This window comes from Sphingobacterium sp. HSC-15S19 (genome assembly GCF_050433745.1).
Classification (GTDB): Bacteria; Bacteroidota; Bacteroidia; order Sphingobacteriales; family Sphingobacteriaceae; genus Sphingobacterium; species Sphingobacterium siyangense.
The window spans coordinates 97,801-117,619 of sequence record NZ_JBNPWQ010000007.1 but is presented as its reverse complement, the minus strand read 5'-3'; the positions used below and the strand labels follow the sequence as shown (position 1 = coordinate 117,619).

Annotated in this window: 16 protein-coding genes; 8 read left to right on the top strand and 8 right to left on the bottom strand. The window is 40.2% G+C overall.

Annotated elements, in window-relative coordinates:
* Window positions 1–179: 179 nt before the first annotated feature.
* The 5 genes from L1283_RS07500 (at window position 180) to L1283_RS07480 (ending at window position 8,295) form a co-directional block, all read left to right on the top strand.
* Window positions 180–1,151 (top strand): NAD-dependent epimerase/dehydratase family protein, encoded by a 972-nt coding sequence (locus tag L1283_RS07500; protein WP_088163250.1) that lies wholly within the window; start codon window positions 180–182, stop codon window positions 1,149–1,151.
* Window positions 1,152–1,260: 109 nt separating this feature from the next.
* Window positions 1,261–2,553, top strand: a complete 1,293-nt coding sequence (locus L1283_RS07495; RefSeq protein WP_088163251.1) for an HAD-IB family phosphatase — start codon at window positions 1,261–1,263, stop codon at window positions 2,551–2,553.
* Between the two features lie 137 nt (window positions 2,554–2,690).
* The gene (locus tag L1283_RS07490) at window positions 2,691–3,275 is read left to right on the top strand and encodes a hypothetical protein (RefSeq protein ID WP_075994535.1); all 585 of its coding nucleotides are present in this window, start codon (window positions 2,691–2,693) and stop codon (window positions 3,273–3,275) included.
* A 292-nt stretch (window positions 3,276–3,567) separates the two neighbouring features.
* Complete coding sequence (gene mfd / locus L1283_RS07485; RefSeq protein ID WP_088163252.1) at window positions 3,568–6,903, top strand: transcription-repair coupling factor; 3,336 nt, start codon at window positions 3,568–3,570, stop codon at window positions 6,901–6,903.
* 201 nt (window positions 6,904–7,104) lie between these two features.
* Window positions 7,105–8,295 (top strand): trans-sulfuration enzyme family protein, encoded by a 1,191-nt coding sequence (locus L1283_RS07480; protein WP_075994537.1) that lies wholly within the window; start codon window positions 7,105–7,107, stop codon window positions 8,293–8,295.
* Window positions 8,296–8,383: 88 nt separating this feature from the next.
* Here the strand turns inward: L1283_RS07480 and galK are convergent, their stop codons facing one another.
* From galK to L1283_RS07455, 5 genes are all read right to left on the bottom strand, one after another.
* Window positions 8,384–9,535, bottom strand: coding sequence for a galactokinase (gene galK / locus L1283_RS07475; protein WP_088163253.1), 1,152 nt, complete (start codon window positions 9,533–9,535; stop codon window positions 8,384–8,386).
* Between the two features lies 1 nt (window position 9,536).
* Window positions 9,537–10,586, bottom strand: coding sequence for a UDP-glucose--hexose-1-phosphate uridylyltransferase (locus L1283_RS07470; RefSeq protein ID WP_075994539.1), 1,050 nt, complete (start codon window positions 10,584–10,586; stop codon window positions 9,537–9,539).
* 68 nt (window positions 10,587–10,654) lie between these two features.
* Window positions 10,655–11,929, bottom strand: a complete 1,275-nt coding sequence (locus tag L1283_RS07465; protein ID WP_205401250.1) for a metallophosphoesterase — start codon at window positions 11,927–11,929, stop codon at window positions 10,655–10,657.
* Window positions 11,930–11,941: 12 nt separating this feature from the next.
* A complete protein-coding gene (hemH, locus tag L1283_RS07460) occupies window positions 11,942–12,976 on the bottom strand; it encodes a ferrochelatase (protein WP_088163255.1) in 1,035 nt (344 codons plus the stop codon).
* 81 nt (window positions 12,977–13,057) lie between these two features.
* Window positions 13,058–13,906, bottom strand: coding sequence for a 4-hydroxy-3-methylbut-2-enyl diphosphate reductase (locus L1283_RS07455; RefSeq protein ID WP_088163256.1), 849 nt, complete (start codon window positions 13,904–13,906; stop codon window positions 13,058–13,060).
* Window positions 13,907–14,184: 278 nt separating this feature from the next.
* On the opposite strand from L1283_RS07455, the gene L1283_RS07450 reads away from it, so the two are divergent.
* Complete coding sequence (locus tag L1283_RS07450) at window positions 14,185–14,604, top strand: nucleoside-diphosphate kinase (RefSeq protein ID WP_075994543.1); 420 nt, start codon at window positions 14,185–14,187, stop codon at window positions 14,602–14,604.
* 134 nt (window positions 14,605–14,738) lie between these two features.
* On the opposite strand, the gene ybeY is transcribed toward L1283_RS07450, so the two are convergent.
* Both ybeY and ruvX read right to left on the bottom strand, forming a co-directional pair.
* Window positions 14,739–15,167, bottom strand: coding sequence for an rRNA maturation RNase YbeY (ybeY, locus tag L1283_RS07445; RefSeq protein ID WP_088163257.1), 429 nt, complete (start codon window positions 15,165–15,167; stop codon window positions 14,739–14,741).
* 48 nt (window positions 15,168–15,215) lie between these two features.
* Window positions 15,216–15,629, bottom strand: coding sequence for a Holliday junction resolvase RuvX (gene ruvX / locus L1283_RS07440; RefSeq protein WP_286851798.1), 414 nt, complete (start codon window positions 15,627–15,629; stop codon window positions 15,216–15,218).
* A 322-nt stretch (window positions 15,630–15,951) separates the two neighbouring features.
* On the opposite strand from ruvX, the gene def reads away from it, so the two are divergent.
* Window positions 15,952–17,178: a peptide deformylase gene (gene def, locus L1283_RS07435; RefSeq protein ID WP_286851799.1), complete on the top strand. Its 1,227-nt coding sequence runs from the start codon at window positions 15,952–15,954 to the stop codon at window positions 17,176–17,178.
* Window positions 17,179–17,305: 127 nt separating this feature from the next.
* Here def and L1283_RS07430 read toward each other — a convergent pair whose 3' ends face one another.
* Window positions 17,306–18,295, bottom strand: coding sequence for an aspartate-semialdehyde dehydrogenase (locus tag L1283_RS07430; protein ID WP_088163260.1), 990 nt, complete (start codon window positions 18,293–18,295; stop codon window positions 17,306–17,308).
* A gap of 576 nt (window positions 18,296–18,871) precedes the next feature.
* Here L1283_RS07430 and L1283_RS07425 point away from each other — a divergent pair.
* Window positions 18,872–19,819, top strand: a complete 948-nt coding sequence (locus L1283_RS07425) for an NAD-dependent epimerase/dehydratase family protein (RefSeq protein ID WP_145330317.1) — start codon at window positions 18,872–18,874, stop codon at window positions 19,817–19,819.

Here is a 19,819-nt window from a genome sequence, read left to right as displayed (position 1 = left end):
TTGTAAAATTTCCTATTTGTTCTGAAAACGACTGTTTTAATTGGACTGAAAGAATCTACCTTGGCTTTCATGGCGTTTGATACCCGCGAAAGCATGAAGGTTTTCAGGATGCAATTCACACAAATATCCATTTATTAACTAACTTTTGAAAACATTATTTTTAACAGTATCTTTATCAAGTGATATTAATAACTGGAGGAACAGGTTTTTTAGGGTCTACACTAATCAGACAGTTGATAGACCAAGGAATTGACGTCATTGCCATCAAAAGAGCTCAATCGACTATTCCGGCCTCGTTGTTATCGTCTTCGTTGGTCCAATGGATCGACGCTGATATCAACAATTATTTTGAATTAGAAGATGCTCTTGATGGGGTTACTAAAGTATTCCATTGTGCAGCATTGGTTTCCTACCAAAAGAAAGACGCTAAGGCACTCTTTAAAGTGAACGTGGAAGGAACGACAAATCTGGTCAATCTTTGCCTTGAAAAGGGTATTCGCCTACTTCATGTCAGCTCGATCGCAGCTTTAGGGACAAATCGAGACAACCTTCCGGTATCCGAGAAAGACCATTGGGAACACAATTCATTGACATCGAACTATTCGTTATCAAAATATCAGGCGGAGATGGAGGTCTGGCGTGGCATTACCGAAGGTTTAAGTGCAGTTATTGTCAACCCCTCAGTAATTTTAGGTGCTTCGGCAAACGAGAAAGGCTCTGGCGCTATTTTTTCGATGATCAATAAAGGTCTACGATTTTATCCGAAAGGAAGTGTCGGCGTTGTTGACGTTGAAGATGTTGCTGCAATCATGATTCAATTAATGGGAAGAGATGATATCACGGCTGAGCGCTATATCATCAATCATCTCAATATAAGCAACAAGGATCTGCTGAGCGTGGCAAGTGTATTAATGAATAGGCCTGAACCGACAATCGAAGTTTCTGAAACCTTACTCCAAATTGCCTCTACTGTTTCCAGCATGCTTTCCGTATTTAAAAAATCGGATACGACATTGACAAAGGAAACAGCGGCAGCGTCAAGTGCCAAATTGCAGTATTCCAACGCTAAAATCCAGGAACTTCTAAACCACAGTTATCGACCTTTGGAACAAACGCTAAAGGAAATTGCAGATTTATATAACAAACAGTAAAACTATAACATAACAAACAACCAAACCTTGAAACCGTCGGAAACCTACCGATATCGGAGATCTGCATTCAGCGCTATTGCTCACGATCGTTTCATAAAAAAATAACAAGATGAAAAACTATTACATCATTGATTTCGATAGTACATTTACGCAAGTAGAGGCACTTGATGAACTTGCACGGATCTCCCTTGAGAACCATCCGGATCGCGAATCTATCTATCACGAAATTGAGCGGTACACCAATCTTGCCATGGAGGGTAAACTATCTTTCCGTGAGGCTTTGGCTGGTCGCGTCAAACTTTTAAATGCCAACAAATCTCATCTGGATAAACTTGTTTCACATCTTAAGAAAAAGGTTTCAACCTCTTTTTCCCGAAATCGTGAATTTTTCAAGAAACACGCCGACACCGCATGGATTGTTTCAGGAGGTTTTAAGGAGTTTATTACTCCTGTTGTTACACCATATCATATCAAGACTGAAAATATCTATGCCAATACATTCAGATTTGATGAAGAAGGTAATATCATCGGTTTTGATGAAGAGAATCCATTATCAAATGAAGGTGGAAAAGTGCAATTATTAAAACAGTTAAATATTGAAGGAAGACTATTTGGCATTGGTGACGGTTATTCAGATTTTCAACTGAAAGAATCGGGATTAATTGAAAAATTCTTTGCATTTACAGAGAATATCCAACGTAAAAGTGTCACTGAGAAAGCAGACTTCATCACACCTAGTTTTGATGAGTTCTTATATGTAAATGATCTGCCCCGTGCAATATCCTATCCTAAAAACCGTATCCTTTGTTTGATCGTGGGTGATGTACCAGAAATAGCGGCTCATATCTTAAAAAGAGACGGTTTTTCTATCCGCACAAAAGATACCTTCGAAGAAAAGTATGTGAAAGATGTAGGGATGCTTCTATTGGGGGACAATATCGATATCAGTGATGAGCAACTCCAACATGCTGACAAATTAAAAACGATCGGATATTTGGGTGATATCAGAGGGCATATCAATAAGGATATCTGCAATGCTAAAGGTATTGTCGTTTTTGATGATAAGAAAAATAAAAAGAAAAATTCCGAGTTTATACCTCGCCGGATGGCCGATTTTATCAACAATGGTGATACTTATTTAAGTCGCAACTTCCCAAATCTGATTTTACCAAAAGTAAAACAGGTAACGAGATTATTGCATATCCACCAAAACGTTCCCGGAATTATGGCGCAGATCAATAAGGTCTATGCCCAAAATAACATCAATATCGTTGCCCAATTTCTAATGACCAAAAGTGATATTGGCTATGCGGTAACCGATATACAAGGTGAATATGATAAAGATCTATTGAAACAACTCAAACAGATCGACAATACAATTAAGTTCAGAATATTGTATTAATAGCAAGCGGCGGTAAATATGGGCGGCAGCTATTGCCTGCTTAAATTCCGGCTTATAAAACGAGAAATTTATTCAGGCACACTTGCAGTGTGCCTGACTTTTCGCTCAACAACTCTTTTTATACTAAAACATAGATTATGTCCTTACATCAAGATGCCGAATTAAAGAAAGCTGTACTTGACCTACCTCAGAAGGAAAAAGACAAACTCCTTGTACGCCTGATAAGCAAGGACAAAATGCTGATCAAACAATTGCATTTCCAATTACTGGAAAATGCGGACGATTTAGAGGAACGTATTGAAAAACTACGAAAGCAACTGGCGCAATTGTTCGATATTGGTTTAAGTCAAATTGGCAATACGCCACAACACAGTCATTTTATTGCACTTAGCAAGCTGGTGAAACAAGCAAGCGGTTTAGTGAATGAACACGAAAAAGTCACCAAGGACAAAATCAGTGAAGTAGAATTTAGATGCTATATCCTGAAGAGAACCATTGCTGATTACGACAGGCTTTTCGACTCCTCCTATCAGTCTGCCGCCCACAAATTGCATAAATATATAACAGGGCGTATAAAGCATGCGGTGGGTAAATACAGTAAACTTCATGAGGACTTTCAGTTTGACTACCGGGAAGATTTTCAAAATACACTGGATGCTTTTGGTAATACAACACTTAAAAGCTATATTAGTGAACAGAAGATTGACCTCGACCTAAATTAGTCATGAGAAATAGCAAAAACCGCGTTAAAATCGGATCCTTTCATGTTACAGCTTACGAGCAATATAAATTAATTTACTTGGCCACATTATTGGTGTTGCTCGCTTTTGCCTACACCTTTTACCTCGCGAAATAAACTCCTGCACAGATCAATCTGTTATAGCTTTTGAGTTCTCCAAAGTCATGCCTTTCTTAATGAGGGATTCAGCCATTTTTTTACCAAAAAATTTAGTACTTCATACCCAATACTTGATACTATTTCGTTAAATTCGCAATTATTCGAAATTTTTGCTCGTGGGAATTCAAGAAATATTAGAAAAATACAGCCAAAGCGAATCTGTCCAGTCGCTTACCAAGGCTATACAATCCAAAAACCCAAAGATTCAGCTGAAAGGGCTTATTGGATCTTCGGATGCGTTCATAGCCGTATCTTCTTACAACTTACAGGAACGTCCAATGGTCTTTATTTTACCAACTCATGAAGACGCTTCTTATTTTTTAAGTGATCTGGAAAGCCTGTTGGATAAGCAAGTTCTTTTTTTTCCTTCGTCTTATCGCAAAGCTTTTGATTTTACACAAACTGACTCTGCCAATGTATTACAACGTGCGGAGACTTTAAGTTCACTCAACCATACTTCGGAATTACCGAAAATGGTTGTGACTTATCCGGAGGCTATTGCTGAGAAAGTGATCAATCGCAACGATCTGGATAAAAATACGTTGGAAATAACAGAAAACACCGCTCTAAGTATTGATTTCATCAACGAATTTTTGATCGAATATGATTTCGAACGTGTAGACTTTGTGTATGAACCGGGGCAATTTGCGATACGCGGTGGCATTGTAGATATCTTCTCTTTTTCGAATGACCTCCCATACCGTATTGAATTCTTTGGCGATGACATCGAAAGCATACGTACATTTGACATTGAGTCCCAGCTGTCTGTCAAAAAAATCCATAAAGTAACCATTGTACCGAATGTCCAAGCGAAATTCCTGACATCCCAACACATTTCCTTATTGGAATATGTAGATCAGGACGCTACGATCTGGATCAAAGACGCTCAATTTACGTTAGATATTGTAAAAGATGGGTTAAAAAAAGCGGAAAAATTATGGGCGGGGCTAACAGATAAGCAGAAAAAGGATAATCCCGAATGGCATAATCCAGCCTATGAGTTTACAGATGAGAAGAATCTCAATGCCTTATTCTTTGAGTTCCCTATCATCGAATTCGGCAAACAGTTCTTTTATAAAGCTGAGGTAACACTCAAGTTCGATATCCACCCGCAACCTTCGTTCAATAAGGATTTTAATCTCTTAATCCATAATTTCAAGGAGAATGAGGGCCAGCGGATCCAGAATCTGATCTTTTCAGATTCAACCAAACAGGTCGAACGTATCTATACGATTCTAGAAGATCTCGATAAATCAGCGACCTTTATTCCAATTCATAAAGCTTTACGCGAAGGTTTTAGAGACGACAGTTTAAAGTTGGCCTGTTACACGGATCACCAGATATTTGACCGCTATTATAAATATAAACGTAAGAAGGCTTACGAGCGCTCGCAGGCAATTACGCTCAAAGATCTACGGGATCTTAAACCTGGTGACTTCATTACCCATATTGACCACGGTGTTGGTCGCTATGGAGGGTTGGAAAAAGTGGACGTCAACGGTAAATCTCAGGAAATGATCCGCCTGATCTATGCAGACAACGACCTTTTGTATGTAAACATCAACTCCTTAAACCGTATCTCCAAATATTCCGGAAAAGAGGGTACTGTTCCCAAAATGAATAAACTGGGTACCGATGCTTGGGACAAACTCAAAAAGACGACCAAGAAAAAAGTTAAGGATATTGCGCGCGACCTGATCATGCTTTATGCCAAACGAAAGGCCCAGCATGGAAATGCGTTCTCACCGGATAGCTACTTACAGAATGAACTGGAGGCCTCCTTTATCTATGAGGATACACCCGATCAGGAAAAGGCTACTGCCGATGTAAAAAAGGATATGGAATCGCCGCATCCGATGGACCGATTGATCTGTGGGGATGTTGGCTTCGGAAAAACGGAGGTTGCCATCCGTGCAGCCTTCAAAGCTGTAGCAGACAGTAAACAAGTTGCTGTCCTGGTACCGACGACCATTCTTGCATTACAGCACTACCGGACATTTTCGGAGCGCCTAAAGGGCCTTCCATGCACGATCGACTATATTAATCGTTTCAAAACGAGCAAACAGATCAAAGATACCTTAGCCAGGCTCGCTGAAGGAAAAATAGACATTATCATTGGCACCCATCGCCTTGTTAGCAAAGATGTCAAGTTCAAAGATCTTGGTCTAATGATTATCGATGAGGAACAAAAGTTTGGGGTTGCAGTAAAGGAAAAATTGAAGGTCATGCGTGCGAATGTAGACTCACTGACATTGACAGCAACGCCAATTCCAAGAACATTGCACTTTTCATTGATGGGCGCCCGCGATCTGAGTATCATCTCGACCCCACCACCCAACCGGCAGCCTGTACAGACCGAACTCCACGTTTTCAATGAAACACTGATCGGAGAGGCCGTCAGTTACGAACTTGATCGTGGTGGACAGGTATTCTTTATCCATAATCGGGTCGCAGATCTTCCGCAGCTGGGCAATTTGATTCGCAAGCTGGTTCCAGGAGCACGGGTCGGTGTTGCACATGGCCAATTGGAGGGTGATGAGCTCGAGGATGTGATGCTTAAGTTTATCAATCACGATTTCGATGTCTTAATCGCAACAACAATTATTGAAGCGGGTCTTGATATTCCAAACGCGAATACGATTATTATTAATCATGCACATATGTTCGGACTGAGTGACCTGCACCAAATGCGGGGTCGGGTCGGTCGCTCTAATAAAAAGGCCTTCTGTTATCTACTGAGTCCACCATTGTCGACTTTAACGTCGGAAGCCTATAAACGACTTTCTGCGATAGAAGAATTCTCTGAACTCGGCTCTGGATTTAATGTTGCCATGCGCGATTTGGATATACGTGGCTCGGGAAACCTATTAGGTGGCGAACAGTCCGGATTTATTGCCGAGATCGGTTTCGAGATGTATCATAAAATCTTGGACGAAGCTATTCAGGAACTGAAAGAGGATGAGTTTTCAGCAGTATTCGCTGATGAGAAAGAACGAAAATATGTGTCCTTTACACAGATTGACACCGACCTCGAGGTATTGATCCCGGATGAATATGTAACCAATATCACTGAACGATATAATCTGTATACGGAACTCTCTAAATTGGAAAACGAGCAGCAATTGGCAGCGTTTGAAAAAGAACTTGAAGATCGCTTTGGCCCTATCCCACGAGAAGTCTTTGAATTATTCAATACACTCCGTTTACAGTGGTTTGGCAAAACGATCGGATTCGAAAAAATAGCCTATAAAAAGCATACACTGAAAGGTTATTTTGTCAATAACCCCAAGTCGAGCTACTTTGAATCTGATCAATTCGGCCGAGTACTGTCCTTTGTACAAAGCCATCCGGAGATCAGCAACCTCAAAGAAGTCAAAGGCCAGCTTCGTTTAGCATTAAACAATGTGAATACCATTGGGTATGCATTGAGCCTGCTGAGAGAAATGTTGTAAGATATATTGATGCATCCGATATAAATAAAATCTACATATTGAGTAGATTTTATTTATATTTGATATACAAGACAAACCTTCTTCGAGCTGTTAGCACCAACAGTGCTTTCAAACGAGCTAAGGGTTCCTTACGATCACAGATTCGACAAGATCGAGTTATGGATTCTTAAGGCGATACAAGCATCAATCAATATTATTAGTATGGCTACCAATACCGAAACGATACTCGTCCATGAAGGACAGCAATTCAACCAGACATCTGCAGTAACTACTCCAATCTATCAGACATCCACATACATTGCAGATCCTGACCCAACGGAATACATCAAGGCTGCTACCGAACCGAAACACCCTTATTTTTATCATCGCCATGGCAACCCAACGAATAGCCAAGTAGCGTCCATCCTAGCAAAATTGGAAAAAACGGAGGATGCACTTGTATTTGCAACAGGTATGGCAGCGATCAGTACAGCCATATTGGCCATCGTTAAATCGGGCGATCATATTGTCGCCCAACATGCACATTATTCCGGAACAGCTATTTTCTTTAAAGAGTTCCTAACAGATTATGGCATCACGGTTACGGCTGTGGATCAAACAGATGTTTCAGCTTTTGAAAAGGCTATTCAAACAAATACCAAACTGATTTATATAGAGACTCCATCGAATCCAAACCTCAACATTAGCGATTTAAAAGCACTCGGAGAGCTTGCCAGAAAACATGGAATCCAGAGTATGGTCGATAATACATTTGCCTCCCCTATCAACCAAACACCGACAGATTTTGGAATAGACGTCGTTGTCCACAGCGCCACGAAATATTTGGGCGGACACAGCGACCTCACCGCGGGTATCGTCTGCGGTACGCAGCACTATATCGCCAGCGTATGGAAACGATCCGTCGCTTTGGGAGCATCACTTGCACCGCTTGATTCCTGGTTACTATTACGGGGATTGAAAACATTAAGTCTACGCGTCAAACAGATCAATACAAATGCGCTGAAGCTAGCCGAATTTCTGGATCAACATCCAAAAATAAAAAAAGTCAGTTATCCTGGATTACCCAATCACCCACAACATGAGCTCGCGGCCCAACAAATGAACGGTTTCTCCGGTATGCTTTGCATCGATGTCAACGGTAAAGATGAAGAAGAGGCATTTTTAAATGCACAGAAACTCATCAATGGGCTGCATATATTTATCAACGCGGCCAGTTTGGGAGGGGTCGAATCGCTTATTGTACACCCCGCGAGTATGTGGGGCGGTCATCATACGAAGGAACAGAAAGAAGCTTCCGGAATCACGCTAGGCATGTTGCGCATCTCTGTTGGAATCGAACATGCCGATGATCTAATCGCCGACTTAAAACAGGCATTAGACCAGCTTAACTAGGACTTGTGTAGTAAGTCGTTATCAAAAAAGAAAAAAATAAGGGGAATAGCATGAACATGCTATTCCCCTTACTGTACCTACTTTTTTATCAAAGTACGCGGGTACCATCGGCAATCCTGACCTGAATAACCGAAAGTTCTTTATCAAATTTCTGTTTGTATTCTTTTTCGAGTGTTGGTAAAATTGAAGGTAATACACCTTCTTTGACGATATTGATCGTACAGCCACCGAAACCGCCGCCCATCATTCGGGCACCGATCACCTCAGGAAATTGCTTGACATAATCCACTAAATAATCCAGTTCCGGACAACTGACTTCATACACTTTACTTAATCCCTCGTGGCTCTGAAAAATATACTGTCCAAGCTGAACAACATCTCCTGAACGTAGTGCATCACAAGATTTCTCTACACGTTCATTCTCACGGACCACAAAACTAGCTTTCGCATAAATATCGGCATCTTTGTCCTTTACCAACTCATCCAGCATCGCCACTGTTACATCACGTAGGTTCTTGACTTCCGGGTATTTTTCCTGTACCCATGCAGACGCCTGTTCGCATTGTTCACGACGTGTATTGTAAGCTGTAGAAGCTAATGAGTGTTTTACGTTTGTATTCAATAACACAACTTCATAACCCTTAAGATCAAGTGGCACATACTCGAAACCCAAAGTACGGCAATCCAGTTTGATGACATTTTTCTCTTTACCAAAGGCTGAAGCAAACTGATCCATAATACCGCACATCACACCAGCATAGGTATGTTCGGCCTTTTGTGCAATCTGTGGAATATCAAGTCGTTCGACCTGTAAATCGAACAGTTCGCTGAGCGCCAAGGTAACGGCACACTCAACGGCCGCTGAAGACGATAATCCGGCCCCCAATGGTACATCGCCATCGATATACAGGTTGAATCCACCTAGCGTTGCCCCACGTTTCTGATACTGATCAACTACACCGAGAATATAGTTTGGCCAATGTTTTTCTGAGATTGCAATATCCGCTAGTTTTACCTCATGATGTTCTTTATAATCTTCCGCATAAAGCACAATGTTATCATCCGATCGCTTACTTACAGCAACGTATATTGCCTTGTCAATTGCAGCAGGCAATACAAATCCATCGTTATAATCCGTATGTTCTCCAATAATATTAATCCGTCCGGGGGAAGTAACGACAAGAGGTTCCTCCTGGTAGAGTTCTTTAAATTTGTTTACAATTGTATCTTTTGTTATCATCTTATTTAGCTTTATAATGTACTGTCGAACAATTTCGCAACTGTTCTGCGGCAACTTCCGGTGTGATATCACGTTGTGGATTTGCTAGCATCTCATAACCTACCATAAACTTTTTAACGGTAGCAGAACGTAACAATGGTGGATAGAAGTGCATATGCCAATGCCACTCTGGATGATCACCATCATTTACCGGGGCCTGATGCATTCCTGCAGAATAGGGAAAGGATGTTTTGAAGAGATTGTCATATCGCGTCGTCAATAACTTGAGGATAGCGGCAAAATCCGTCTTCTCCTTCTCGTCAAACCCGGCAATGTTTTGGATAGATCGTTTGCTGACAATCATCGTTTCGTAAGGCCAGGCAGCCCAAAAAGGGACTAGAGAAACAAAAGAATCATTTTCGTCAATAATGCGTTCCTCTTTTCTCAACTCCGCTTTAACATAGTCTGACAGGATTGTACGTTGATATTTGTTGAAATATTGCTGTTGCTGAACGCATTCTTTTTGGATTTCTACTGGCAAATGATTTTGTGACCAGATCTGTCCGTGGGGATGTGGGTTACTACAGCCCATAATCGCGCCTTTATTTTCGAAAATTTGAATGTATTTAATCCAGTCAACCTTGGAGAGTTCGACAAATTCCTTTTGCCAAAGATCAACCACCGATTTGATTGCGGCCTGATCCATTTCGGGTAGTGTAAGATCGTGGCGTGGTGTGAATGCAATTACCTTACAGATCCCTCTTTCGGTCTCTGCGACAAATAATTCATCCTCATTAAATTCCTGTTGGCTTGTATCTTTTAATAAAGCCGAGAAATCGTTCACGAAGACAAAACTTTCTTTATAATCTGGATTGACATCACCATCTGCTCGTTTATTTGTCGGACACAAATAGCATTGTGGATCATATTCGGGTCTATTATCCCCGGGGAGATCCTCCACTTGCCCTTGCCATGGTCTTTTACTACGATGCGGAGACACAAGTACCTTTTCCCCGGTAAGAATATTAACACGTGTGTGGGGAGAGTCCCCAAAGTTTAAAGTTGATTGCATGTTATGTATAACTGGTGTACAGAATACACAATTATAGCTATATTAACTCAAAAGTCAAAGGAGATTTTTTAGGCTTTAAACTTTGGGTCTTGCGCTTTTAGCAATTCGAATATGGTAATTTCAGGCAGAATTCCAACGCGTCCTGGATAACCCAAAAAACCATAGCCGACATTCACATATAATCGTTTGTTCTGTTGTTCACGATATAGCCCTGCCCATTCCTTATAGATATATTGTACTGGACTCCATTGCAACATCTCGGATCTTACGCCAAATTGCATACCGTGGGTATGTCCGGCAAACATCACATCCACGTCGGTATCCAATACCTGAGCCCGCCAATGCGAGGGGTCGTGAGATAACAGCAACTTAACAGGTTGCTCTTCGGTACCCATTAACGCTTTCTTGATATCACCATGTTTCGGAAAACGACCTGTCCCCCAATTCTGAACCCCGACAATACAAAGCTCTTCACCGTCAACCTTAATCTTACGATTTTCATCCATTAACAGATCCCAGCCCATGATTTTATGAACATCGATCACATCCTTGAGGTTCTTGCGTTTTGCAGGAGAATCTTCTTTACCATAATAATAGTCACCATAGTCGTGGTTACCTAATGTAGAAAACACACCTAAATCAGATTTCACACGAGCAAAAATATCTTGATAGCCGCGCATTTCAGAAGCTTGGGCATTCACAATATCACCGGTAAAAAAAGTCACATCAGCTTTTTCCTTTAAAAGCATATCAATACCACCGTTGACAGCCTTTTTATTGTAGAAAGATCCCGAGTGCACATCTGAAATCTGCGCGATGGTCATTCCATGGAATGCTTTAGGCAAATTTGGCAAATACAAGGGCACTCTCCTTACACGATAGTCATAGGCTCCTGAAATAATACCCCAGCTCAATGGTATCAAGGGTGAGGCACCAACTAGAATACCAGCTTTGGTCAAAAACTCGGATCGGCTAATCCCTTTCACCGGATTCTCCGGTAAAGGGTCTCCGGCATCTTCAACTAAATCCTCAATAGATCTCTTTTTTGTAAACAGCCGTTTTAACCACACACCACCGCGTCGGATATCATCAATCAACAAAATCAAAAAGAAAAATATCTTTGATGCGGCAGTCAGAAAAAAGGCGACTAAAATAACCGACCGTACGATTAAAGGAATACTATATTGTGCTGAGATAAAAACTCCCAATAGCAGTAAAACAGAATAAGACCACCAGAGGATGGAAAATACTTTTGTTTTGGGAAATTTGATCTTCGTTGCGCGAAGGGCAAAGAAAATATAAAAATCCAATATGAGTAATACACACGCGTTTACGAACAACATCATTTACCTATTTTAGTTTTTGGCATTGAGTGCCAATTGTTTTAAAGACTCGATCCATTTGGGATCATCATTAAGACTTTCTACCAAACAAACCTCTTCTCCACCTAAGTGCTTAAATTCATTAGCATATTCCACGCCAATTTCATCAATGGTCTCGATACAATCCGCTACAAAAGCAGGACTGAAAATTAATAACTTCTTATAACCTTTCGCGGCAAGGTCGTGCAACAAATCCGAGGTATACGGCTGTATCCAGGGCTCTTTACCTAACCGAGATTGAAAGCAAAGCGAATATTGTTCTTTTTTTAAACCAAGCTTTGCAGCTATCGTCCGTGTAGTTGCATAACATTGCGAGAGATAGCAGTATGAATTGGCTGTCGTTTTACAGGAATCACAGCCTGCTTCGGGACATTTAAGTTGACCTGTCGGATCCACTTTACCGAGCTGCCGCACAGGAAGGCCATGATAGCTAAAGACAAAATGGTCAAAACTTTCCAAATCGTGCCTGCGGGCATGATCTGCATAAGTTTCTGCCATCAAATCGTCAGTACAGAAATTGCTTACGAAACTGATTTCCGGTAGATAATTCCATTTGCGGATTAGCTCCATGACACGATCAATAACCGAGCCCGATGTTGCTGAAGCGTACTGTGGAAATAAAGGGATTACGCGAATGGACTCCAAAAATAAACCTTCCATATTTTTCAATGCAGCCTCAATCGATGGGTTTTGGTAACGCATCGCTAATTCGACATGGTATTCTTCCCCCAATGCTTCTTGAAGCAGATCACGTTGCAAAATACTGTAATGCATCAAAGGTGATCCCGTTTCTTTATCCCAGATCGTTTCGTATACTTTTGCAGATTTGGGAGCACGGGTACGTGCAATGATTCCCTTTACCAATAAGGTTCGTTGAAAATAAGGAATATCAATGACGCGTGGATCCATTAAGAACTCCGTTAAATACTTTTTTACATCTGGAGTAGTGGGACTATCAGGTGTACCCAATTGTACTAAAAGAATACCTTTTTTGCCTTTATTGCTCATAGCTTACAAAGCTACGCAAAAAAGAATGCACTCGGGATCTAAACCGCGGAATTATGAAATATCTGTGACGGGTAATTGTGCTTATAATGCTTCTAAACTTGCTTTTACGTCTTTCATCAACCACATTGGCGTAGAAGTAGCGCCACAGATACCAATACGATCGTTTTCAGCAAAGACCGAAGCATCTAATTCTGCTGGATCAGAAATAAAATAACTAGCGGGATTGGCGTTTTGACAAACTTCAAACAGCACCTTTCCATTGGAGGATTTCTTGCCCGATACAAAGACGATTTTATCGTATTGTCTGGCAAAAGCGCCAAGATCTTCGTATCGATTGGAAACTTGTCGACAGATGGTATCATTGGCCTTTACTTCATACCCGCGCTTGATCAGTTCATCTTTGATCGCATAAAATTTATCTACACTTTTTGTTGTTTGGCTATATAGAGTAAATGAGGCGGGCAATTCGACCTGATCCAATTCGGTAATATCCTGAAAAACTAAGGCTTCATTATTTGTCTGCCCCTGCAAACCGATCACTTCAGCATGTCCATGCTTACCAAAGATTAGAATTTTCTCCTCTTGATCGAACGAAGTTTTTATACGGTTCTGCAGTTTGAGCACCACTGGACAAGAGGCATCTATCAAGGTTATGTTATTTTCCAAAGCAACACGATAAGTCTCTGGGGCTTCACCGTGGGCACGGATCAATACCTTTTCATTGCTTAACGTTGGCAGAGCGGCATGATCGATAATACGTAAGCCTTTTGCTTTCAATCGAGCAACTTCCTCATCATTATGAACAATATCTCCCAAACAATAAAGATATCCCTCTTCCTCCAAGATCTCCTCCGCCATATCAATAGCGTATACCACTCCAAAGCAAAAGCCTGAATCTTTATCGATGTCTACTGTTAGATTTAATGCCATAATATCACAAAGTTACATATTCGTATTGAACTTAGATCAATTGTTTTTTTACTTTTCTATAAACGCCGGACACAAAGCCTTGTTACATATCTAGAAAAAACAGCTGATTAGGAGCATGCGAAACGTCTATTTCAATATAAACATATTTTCGAGGCGTATAAGATTTAGCGATAAGGGTTGCATCAGCCAGTTGGCTTATCAATAATTGTGTCTATATGAAGCGTAATGATATTGCATATGAAAAGCAATTTATCTAATTTTGCAAAAAAATTAAAATAATGGCAACTAACAGAACTTTTACGATGATCAAACCTGACGCAGTAGCGAACGGTCACATCGGTGCAATCTTAAACGATATCATTGCTGGTGGTTTTAAAATCATTGCAATGAAATACATCCAACTTTCTCAAGAGACAGCTGGTGCATTTTATGCAGTACACAAAGAGCGTCCTTTCTATGGTGAGTTGGTAAAATTTATGACTTCAGGTCCTATCGTTGCTGCAATCTTGGAAAAAGATAATGCTGTTGAAGATTTCCGTACGTTGATCGGCGCGACTAATCCTGCTGATGCAGCTGAAGGTACAATCCGCAACAAATATGCTAAATCTATTGACGCAAACGCTATCCATGGATCGGATTCAGATGAGAATGCTGCTATCGAAGGAAACTTCTTCTTCTCTCAATTTGAAAGATTCTAGTCGTAAGAAACAACATAAAAAAAGCGCTTTACAAATTGTAAAGCGCTTTTTTTATGCGACCTCTCCCCCGAGTAAAATATACCCCCTATCGGTTCACCGAACTGTTGGCCTTAATAAGCGTACGATGGAGTATATTAAAAGTTTCTTTTACCTAGATACTCATCTTCCTTGGCGGTCATCTTGGCTTTATCTGTCGGCTTTTTATCCGGATAGCCGCACAGGTGCATTACACCATGAATGATAACCCGATGAAGCTCATCACGCACATCAACCTTAAATTTCTCAGCATTCTCCTGAATACGTTCCACGCTGATAAAAATATCGCCAGCGATGGTGTCATCATATTCGGAAGAATCAAAGGTAACGATATCAGTATAGGTATCGTGATTTAAATACTGCTTATTGATCTCTAGTAAGTAGGCATCCGAGCAAAGGATAAAGCTCAATTCGCCCACACGTTTAAATCCTTCGGATTTGATGGCATCAGCAATCCATTGACGAATCTTTCCTTTTTCTTTTAATTTGAAATCCGTATCCTCGGTAAAAAATAATATGCTCTTCATCCTTCTATTTTTTATTCATTTTTGTTTGACTTATCAGTCGATGTGTATCTAAAAATTACGGCTATCCATGTAGCTTTGCAAAATGATCGTTGCAGACACGGTATCAATCAGTCCTTTTTGTTGACGGTCCTTCTTTTTTTTCCCACTTTGTGCAATCGCTGCAGAAGCCATTTTAGAAGTAAAACGCTCATCTATTTCGGCGACAGCAATCGTGGGGTAAGTCTTCTTCAGTTTCCGAATAAAACCGACAACATGCTGTGCGGATTCAGAGTCTGTCCCATCCAGCTGCCGTGGCTTGCCTACAACAAAGGTTTCCACCTGTTCTGTCTGTAAATAATCAGCTAAGTATGTCCAGATATCCTGCGGATGTACTGTCGTCAATGCTGTAGCAATAATTTGCATTGGATCGGTCACCGAAACCCCTATTCGTTTTGTACCGTAATCAAAGGCCATCAATCTCATGGATATATATTTTTCACAAAAATACAAAGTAGTCCTGAGTATTACACAGGAAGATTTAATATTTCAATTGGACTCCGCTTTCTAATACATCCTCTTCTCGTTTTTGATCTTTTAATTTTGATCTTTTAACCAAAAAAAACTATAACTTTGATAGACTATTTCACAACGACAAGCCAACTTGCTTTTTGAGGCAATAGATCACCGAATTCGATCTGATCATAGCGGGCCAATAGAATTGCCCTATAGGCACACTGATCAAGGCAACACCAAAGGCGATGCAGCATTTGGCTGTACGAAATCGGAAGAATAAATATTTAAACAAATGAAAAAAACACTTATTGCCAGTTTCCTTTTGGCCTTATGCTTAAATACGCATGCTCAAAGTAAATATGAGCAACAAATTACTGCTCTTCGTGAAAAAAAAGCCTCTGAATTGGCGAAAGAACAATACGGTCCATTGAAATCAGATCAAGTAGCGTTTTTGGATTACTTTCCCGTAGATGCGGGCTATAAAGTCAACGCCAAAATTGAAGTTTTATTTAACGAACCGGTATTCCGCATGCCAACCTACGATGGCACAAGCAACGAGTACAAACGTTACGCCATCATAACATTTACTCTTCATGGAAAAGAACATACGTTGAATATCTACCAGAGTGTCGCATTATTTCAAAATCCTGCATACAAAAACCATTTATTTTTACCATTTTTAGATTTAACAAATGGTCAGGAAAGCTATAGTGGGGGCCGGTATATTGATTTATCAACAGACGACATTAAAGGAAACAATGTTGAGATAGACTTTAACAAAGCCTATAATCCGTATTGCGCTTATAGCAATGGCTACCGTTGCCCAGTCCCACCAGTTGAGAACAATTTAGAAACAAAAATTATGGCCGGAGAAAAAGCATTTCATAAGTCAAAGAATGAAAGACCAGTCAACCTTAATGCAGGACAGGAGTTCAGTGCTGCCGACAAGAAAATCATTTTATCAGGAGATGAAAATGCAATTCTTCGCGTATTGCAAACAACAGACGATAAAGATCTGAAAGTTTTAAAAGCTACAAGCAGTGATGTCAAATACAACGACCCATTGATTGAGTCACTTTCCAAAAGAATGTTCGCGACTGTACGTGATCCCAATCACCCCGGTGTGGGCATCGCAGCGCCACAAATCGGTATAAATAAAAATCTAATCTGGGTACAGCGATTTGACAAACCAGATCAACCATTTGAATTTTATGTAAATCCTAAAATTCTATGGCGCTCCAAACTGAAACGTAAAGGCGCCGAAGGCTGTCTTTCTATCCCTAATCGTAAAGAGGATGTATTACGGAGTTATGCTATCCGCTTACAATACATCAATAAAGAAGGTAAAGTTATCGAAGAAAATATCGAGGGTTTTACTGCGGTTATTTTTCAGCACGAAACGGATCATCTTTTCGGCATTCTATTTCCAGATCGGCTGGAAGAGCAAAGCAAAGAAGCCTATGCGCCGTTGAATGACAAGATTGAATTTTCTATCCAACCCACAACGTTGACGCCATAATTTCTAGCCCCCTTATCAAGGGCCAAATCATAAGTATATAAATTGTGATTTGATGATAGGACAAAAAGAGCCCCCATGAACGAATTCGTTCATGGGGGCTCAATATTTATTATGGAATCTACTTGAGTTAGATCAATCCTTTTTCGGCCAATAACTCCGCTACCTGAACTGCATTTGTTGCAGCGCCTTTACGTAAGTTATCTGCTACTACCCACATGTTAAGGGTATTTGGTTGAGATTCATCACGACGGATACGTCCTACAAAAACCTCATCTCTGCCGTGCGCATCCTTTGGCATTGGATATTGTAGTGACGCAGGGTCATCAACAACAATACAGCCACTTTGCGCCGCTAAAGCTGCACGTACATCATTCAAATCAAAGTCGTTTTCAAATTCGATATTCAATGATTCAGAGTGTCCTCCCATAACCGGAATACGCACTGTCGTTGCAGTTACTTTAATAGAGTCATCACGCATGATTTTATTTGTTTCCAAAATCATCTTCATTTCCTCTTTCGTGTATCCATTTTCTTGGAAAACATCAATATGCGGAATAACGTTCAAATCAATCTGATAAGGATAAGCTTTTTCACCATCTTTTCCAGCACGCTCATCCATTAACTGGTTAACGGCCTTAACACCAGTACCTGTTACAGATTGGTAGGTAGAAACTACAACACGTTTGATTTTATATTTATCATGTAATGGCTTTAAAGCCACCACCATTTGTATGGTTGAACAATTCGGGTTTGCAATAATTTTGTCTTCAGCAGATAACACATCGCCATTTACTTCTGGAACAACCAACTTTTTCGTTGGGTCCATACGCCATGCCGAAGAATTGTCGATCACTGTAATTCCAGCTTCAGCAAATTTAGGGGCGAATTCTTTCGAGGTATCACCACCCGCAGAAAATAACGCAACATCAGGTTTCAAAGCAATAGCCTCAGATGGTGTAACCACCTTATACTTCTTTCCCTTGAATTCAATTTCCTTACCCTTACTACGCTCTGAAGCTACTGGAATTAATTCTGTTACTGGGAAATTTCGCGCCGCCAACACGGTTAGCATCTCAGTACCTACAAGGCCTGTTGCGCCGACTACTGCCACTTTCATTTTTGTCTGTGTTTAAATTGTGTATATAAAATTGTTATTTGATTTTGTTTTTAGTTGATTCTCGAAGAATGAATTCTTCAAATTTAAAAAATATTCCCTAATTCCACTATTAAAATAACAAAATATTACTCCCTCTGCTAAAAATATCACAACATTAAGAATTTTTCCTCCATAATTGCTAAAAAAGGAATCCGTGCATCTCATAACTATTGCTAAAAATCAGGATTAAAGCAATTCAAAAAAAATAAAAATTTTCGCTGCTTATTCAAAAAAAAAGAACAAACGATTGAAACAGTTTAAAATCTCATAAAAACAGTCCCAAGAGTCTAAAAATTAGCATTTTTTCCCTACTTCCTAAAAGGCCACAAAGTTGATAGATACTGAAAAGCCTTTATATTTGCATCATAAACCGCCATGGTTGAAATTTCATTTTTCATTACATGATGAAACGTAAATTATGTCAGGCTAGATCCTATTATATCGATAGGAAGAAACGAGCGAAGCGATTCATTTATATTCTTGAGTATAGATCCTCAATATAGTGAAAGCGGGAGCTTCATAAAATAAAACTTACAAATGAAAGAAAGCATTATTATCATTGGTGCAAATGGCCAGATCGGCACAGAATTAGCTATTGCCTTGCGCAAAAAATTTGGTGCAGAGAATGTTGTAACCACTGACATTAGAGAACCGCAGATTAAAAGCCCTGACGAGAATTTCGAAATCGCTAATGTTCTTGACAAAAATGGACTCGAGACATTATTTCAACAATATAAACCTACTCAAGTATATCTACTAGCTGCCATGCTTTCGGCTACAGGCGAGAAATACCCTGAAAAGGCTTGGGAATTGAATATGAATGGTTTATTGAATGTTCTTGATCTAGCCGTGAACTATAAAGTCTCCAAGATATTCTGGCCAAGCTCTATTGCTGTTTTTGGGCCACACTCTCCGAAAACAAATACCGAACAATATTGCGTCATGGATCCCAACACGATTTATGGCATCAGCAAGCTTGCAGGTGAGCGTCTCATCGAATGGTATCAAGAACACCGTGGCCTGGATATTCGTAGTGTCCGTTATCCGGGTATCATTTCCTGGAAAACTGAACCAGGAGGTGGAACGACAGATTATGCAGTCGATATTTTTTATGAAGCATTGAAAACCGGGACATACGCCTGTTTCTTATCTGAAAACACAGCATTACCCATGTTATATATGGAGGATGCCATCCGTGGTACACTCGAATTAATGGATGCACCGAAAGAAAGCTTAAGCATTCGCCACAGTTATAACCTTGGTGGTATTACATTTACTCCAAAAGAACTTGCACAAGAAATTAAAAAAATTCTTCCTAATTTTGCAATCTCTTACATCGAGAACGATCCAAGACAACAGATTGCCGATTCATGGCCTGCTAGTCTAGATGATTCTTATGCAAGAAAAGACTGGAACTGGACGCCGGAATTTGACATCCAGAAGATGACAGTCGACATGATTGAAAATCTTAAAAACAAAATATAA

Bases quoted from the DNA above. Each gene is read 5' to 3' on its own strand.
- L1283_RS07495 (WP_088163251.1), top strand. From the start codon at position 1,261: ATGAAAAACTATTACATCATTGATTTCGATAGTACATTTACGCAAGTA.
- L1283_RS07490 (WP_075994535.1), top strand. From the start codon at position 2,691: ATGTCCTTACATCAAGATGCCGAATTAAAGAAAGCTGTACTTGACCTA.
- L1283_RS07480 (WP_075994537.1), top strand. From the start codon at position 7,105: ATGGCTACCAATACCGAAACGATACTCGTCCATGAAGGACAGCAATTC.
- galK (WP_088163253.1), bottom strand. From the start codon at position 9,535: ATGATAACAAAAGATACAATTGTAAACAAATTTAAAGAACTCTACCAG.
- L1283_RS07470 (WP_075994539.1), bottom strand. From the start codon at position 10,586: ATGCAATCAACTTTAAACTTTGGGGACTCTCCCCACACACGTGTTAAT.
- L1283_RS07465 (WP_205401250.1), bottom strand. From the start codon at position 11,929: ATGTTGTTCGTAAACGCGTGTGTATTACTCATATTGGATTTTTATATT.
- hemH (WP_088163255.1), bottom strand. From the start codon at position 12,976: ATGAGCAATAAAGGCAAAAAAGGTATTCTTTTAGTACAATTGGGTACA.
- L1283_RS07455 (WP_088163256.1), bottom strand. From the start codon at position 13,906: ATGGCATTAAATCTAACAGTAGACATCGATAAAGATTCAGGCTTTTGC.
- L1283_RS07450 (WP_075994543.1), top strand. From the start codon at position 14,185: ATGGCAACTAACAGAACTTTTACGATGATCAAACCTGACGCAGTAGCG.
- ybeY (WP_088163257.1), bottom strand. From the start codon at position 15,167: ATGAAGAGCATATTATTTTTTACCGAGGATACGGATTTCAAATTAAAA.
- ruvX (WP_286851798.1), bottom strand. From the start codon at position 15,629: ATGAGATTGATGGCCTTTGATTACGGTACAAAACGAATAGGGGTTTCG.
- def (WP_286851799.1), top strand. From the start codon at position 15,952: ATGAAAAAAACACTTATTGCCAGTTTCCTTTTGGCCTTATGCTTAAAT.
- L1283_RS07430 (WP_088163260.1), bottom strand. From the start codon at position 18,295: ATGAAAGTGGCAGTAGTCGGCGCAACAGGCCTTGTAGGTACTGAGATG.
- L1283_RS07425 (WP_145330317.1), top strand. From the start codon at position 18,872: ATGAAAGAAAGCATTATTATCATTGGTGCAAATGGCCAGATCGGCACA.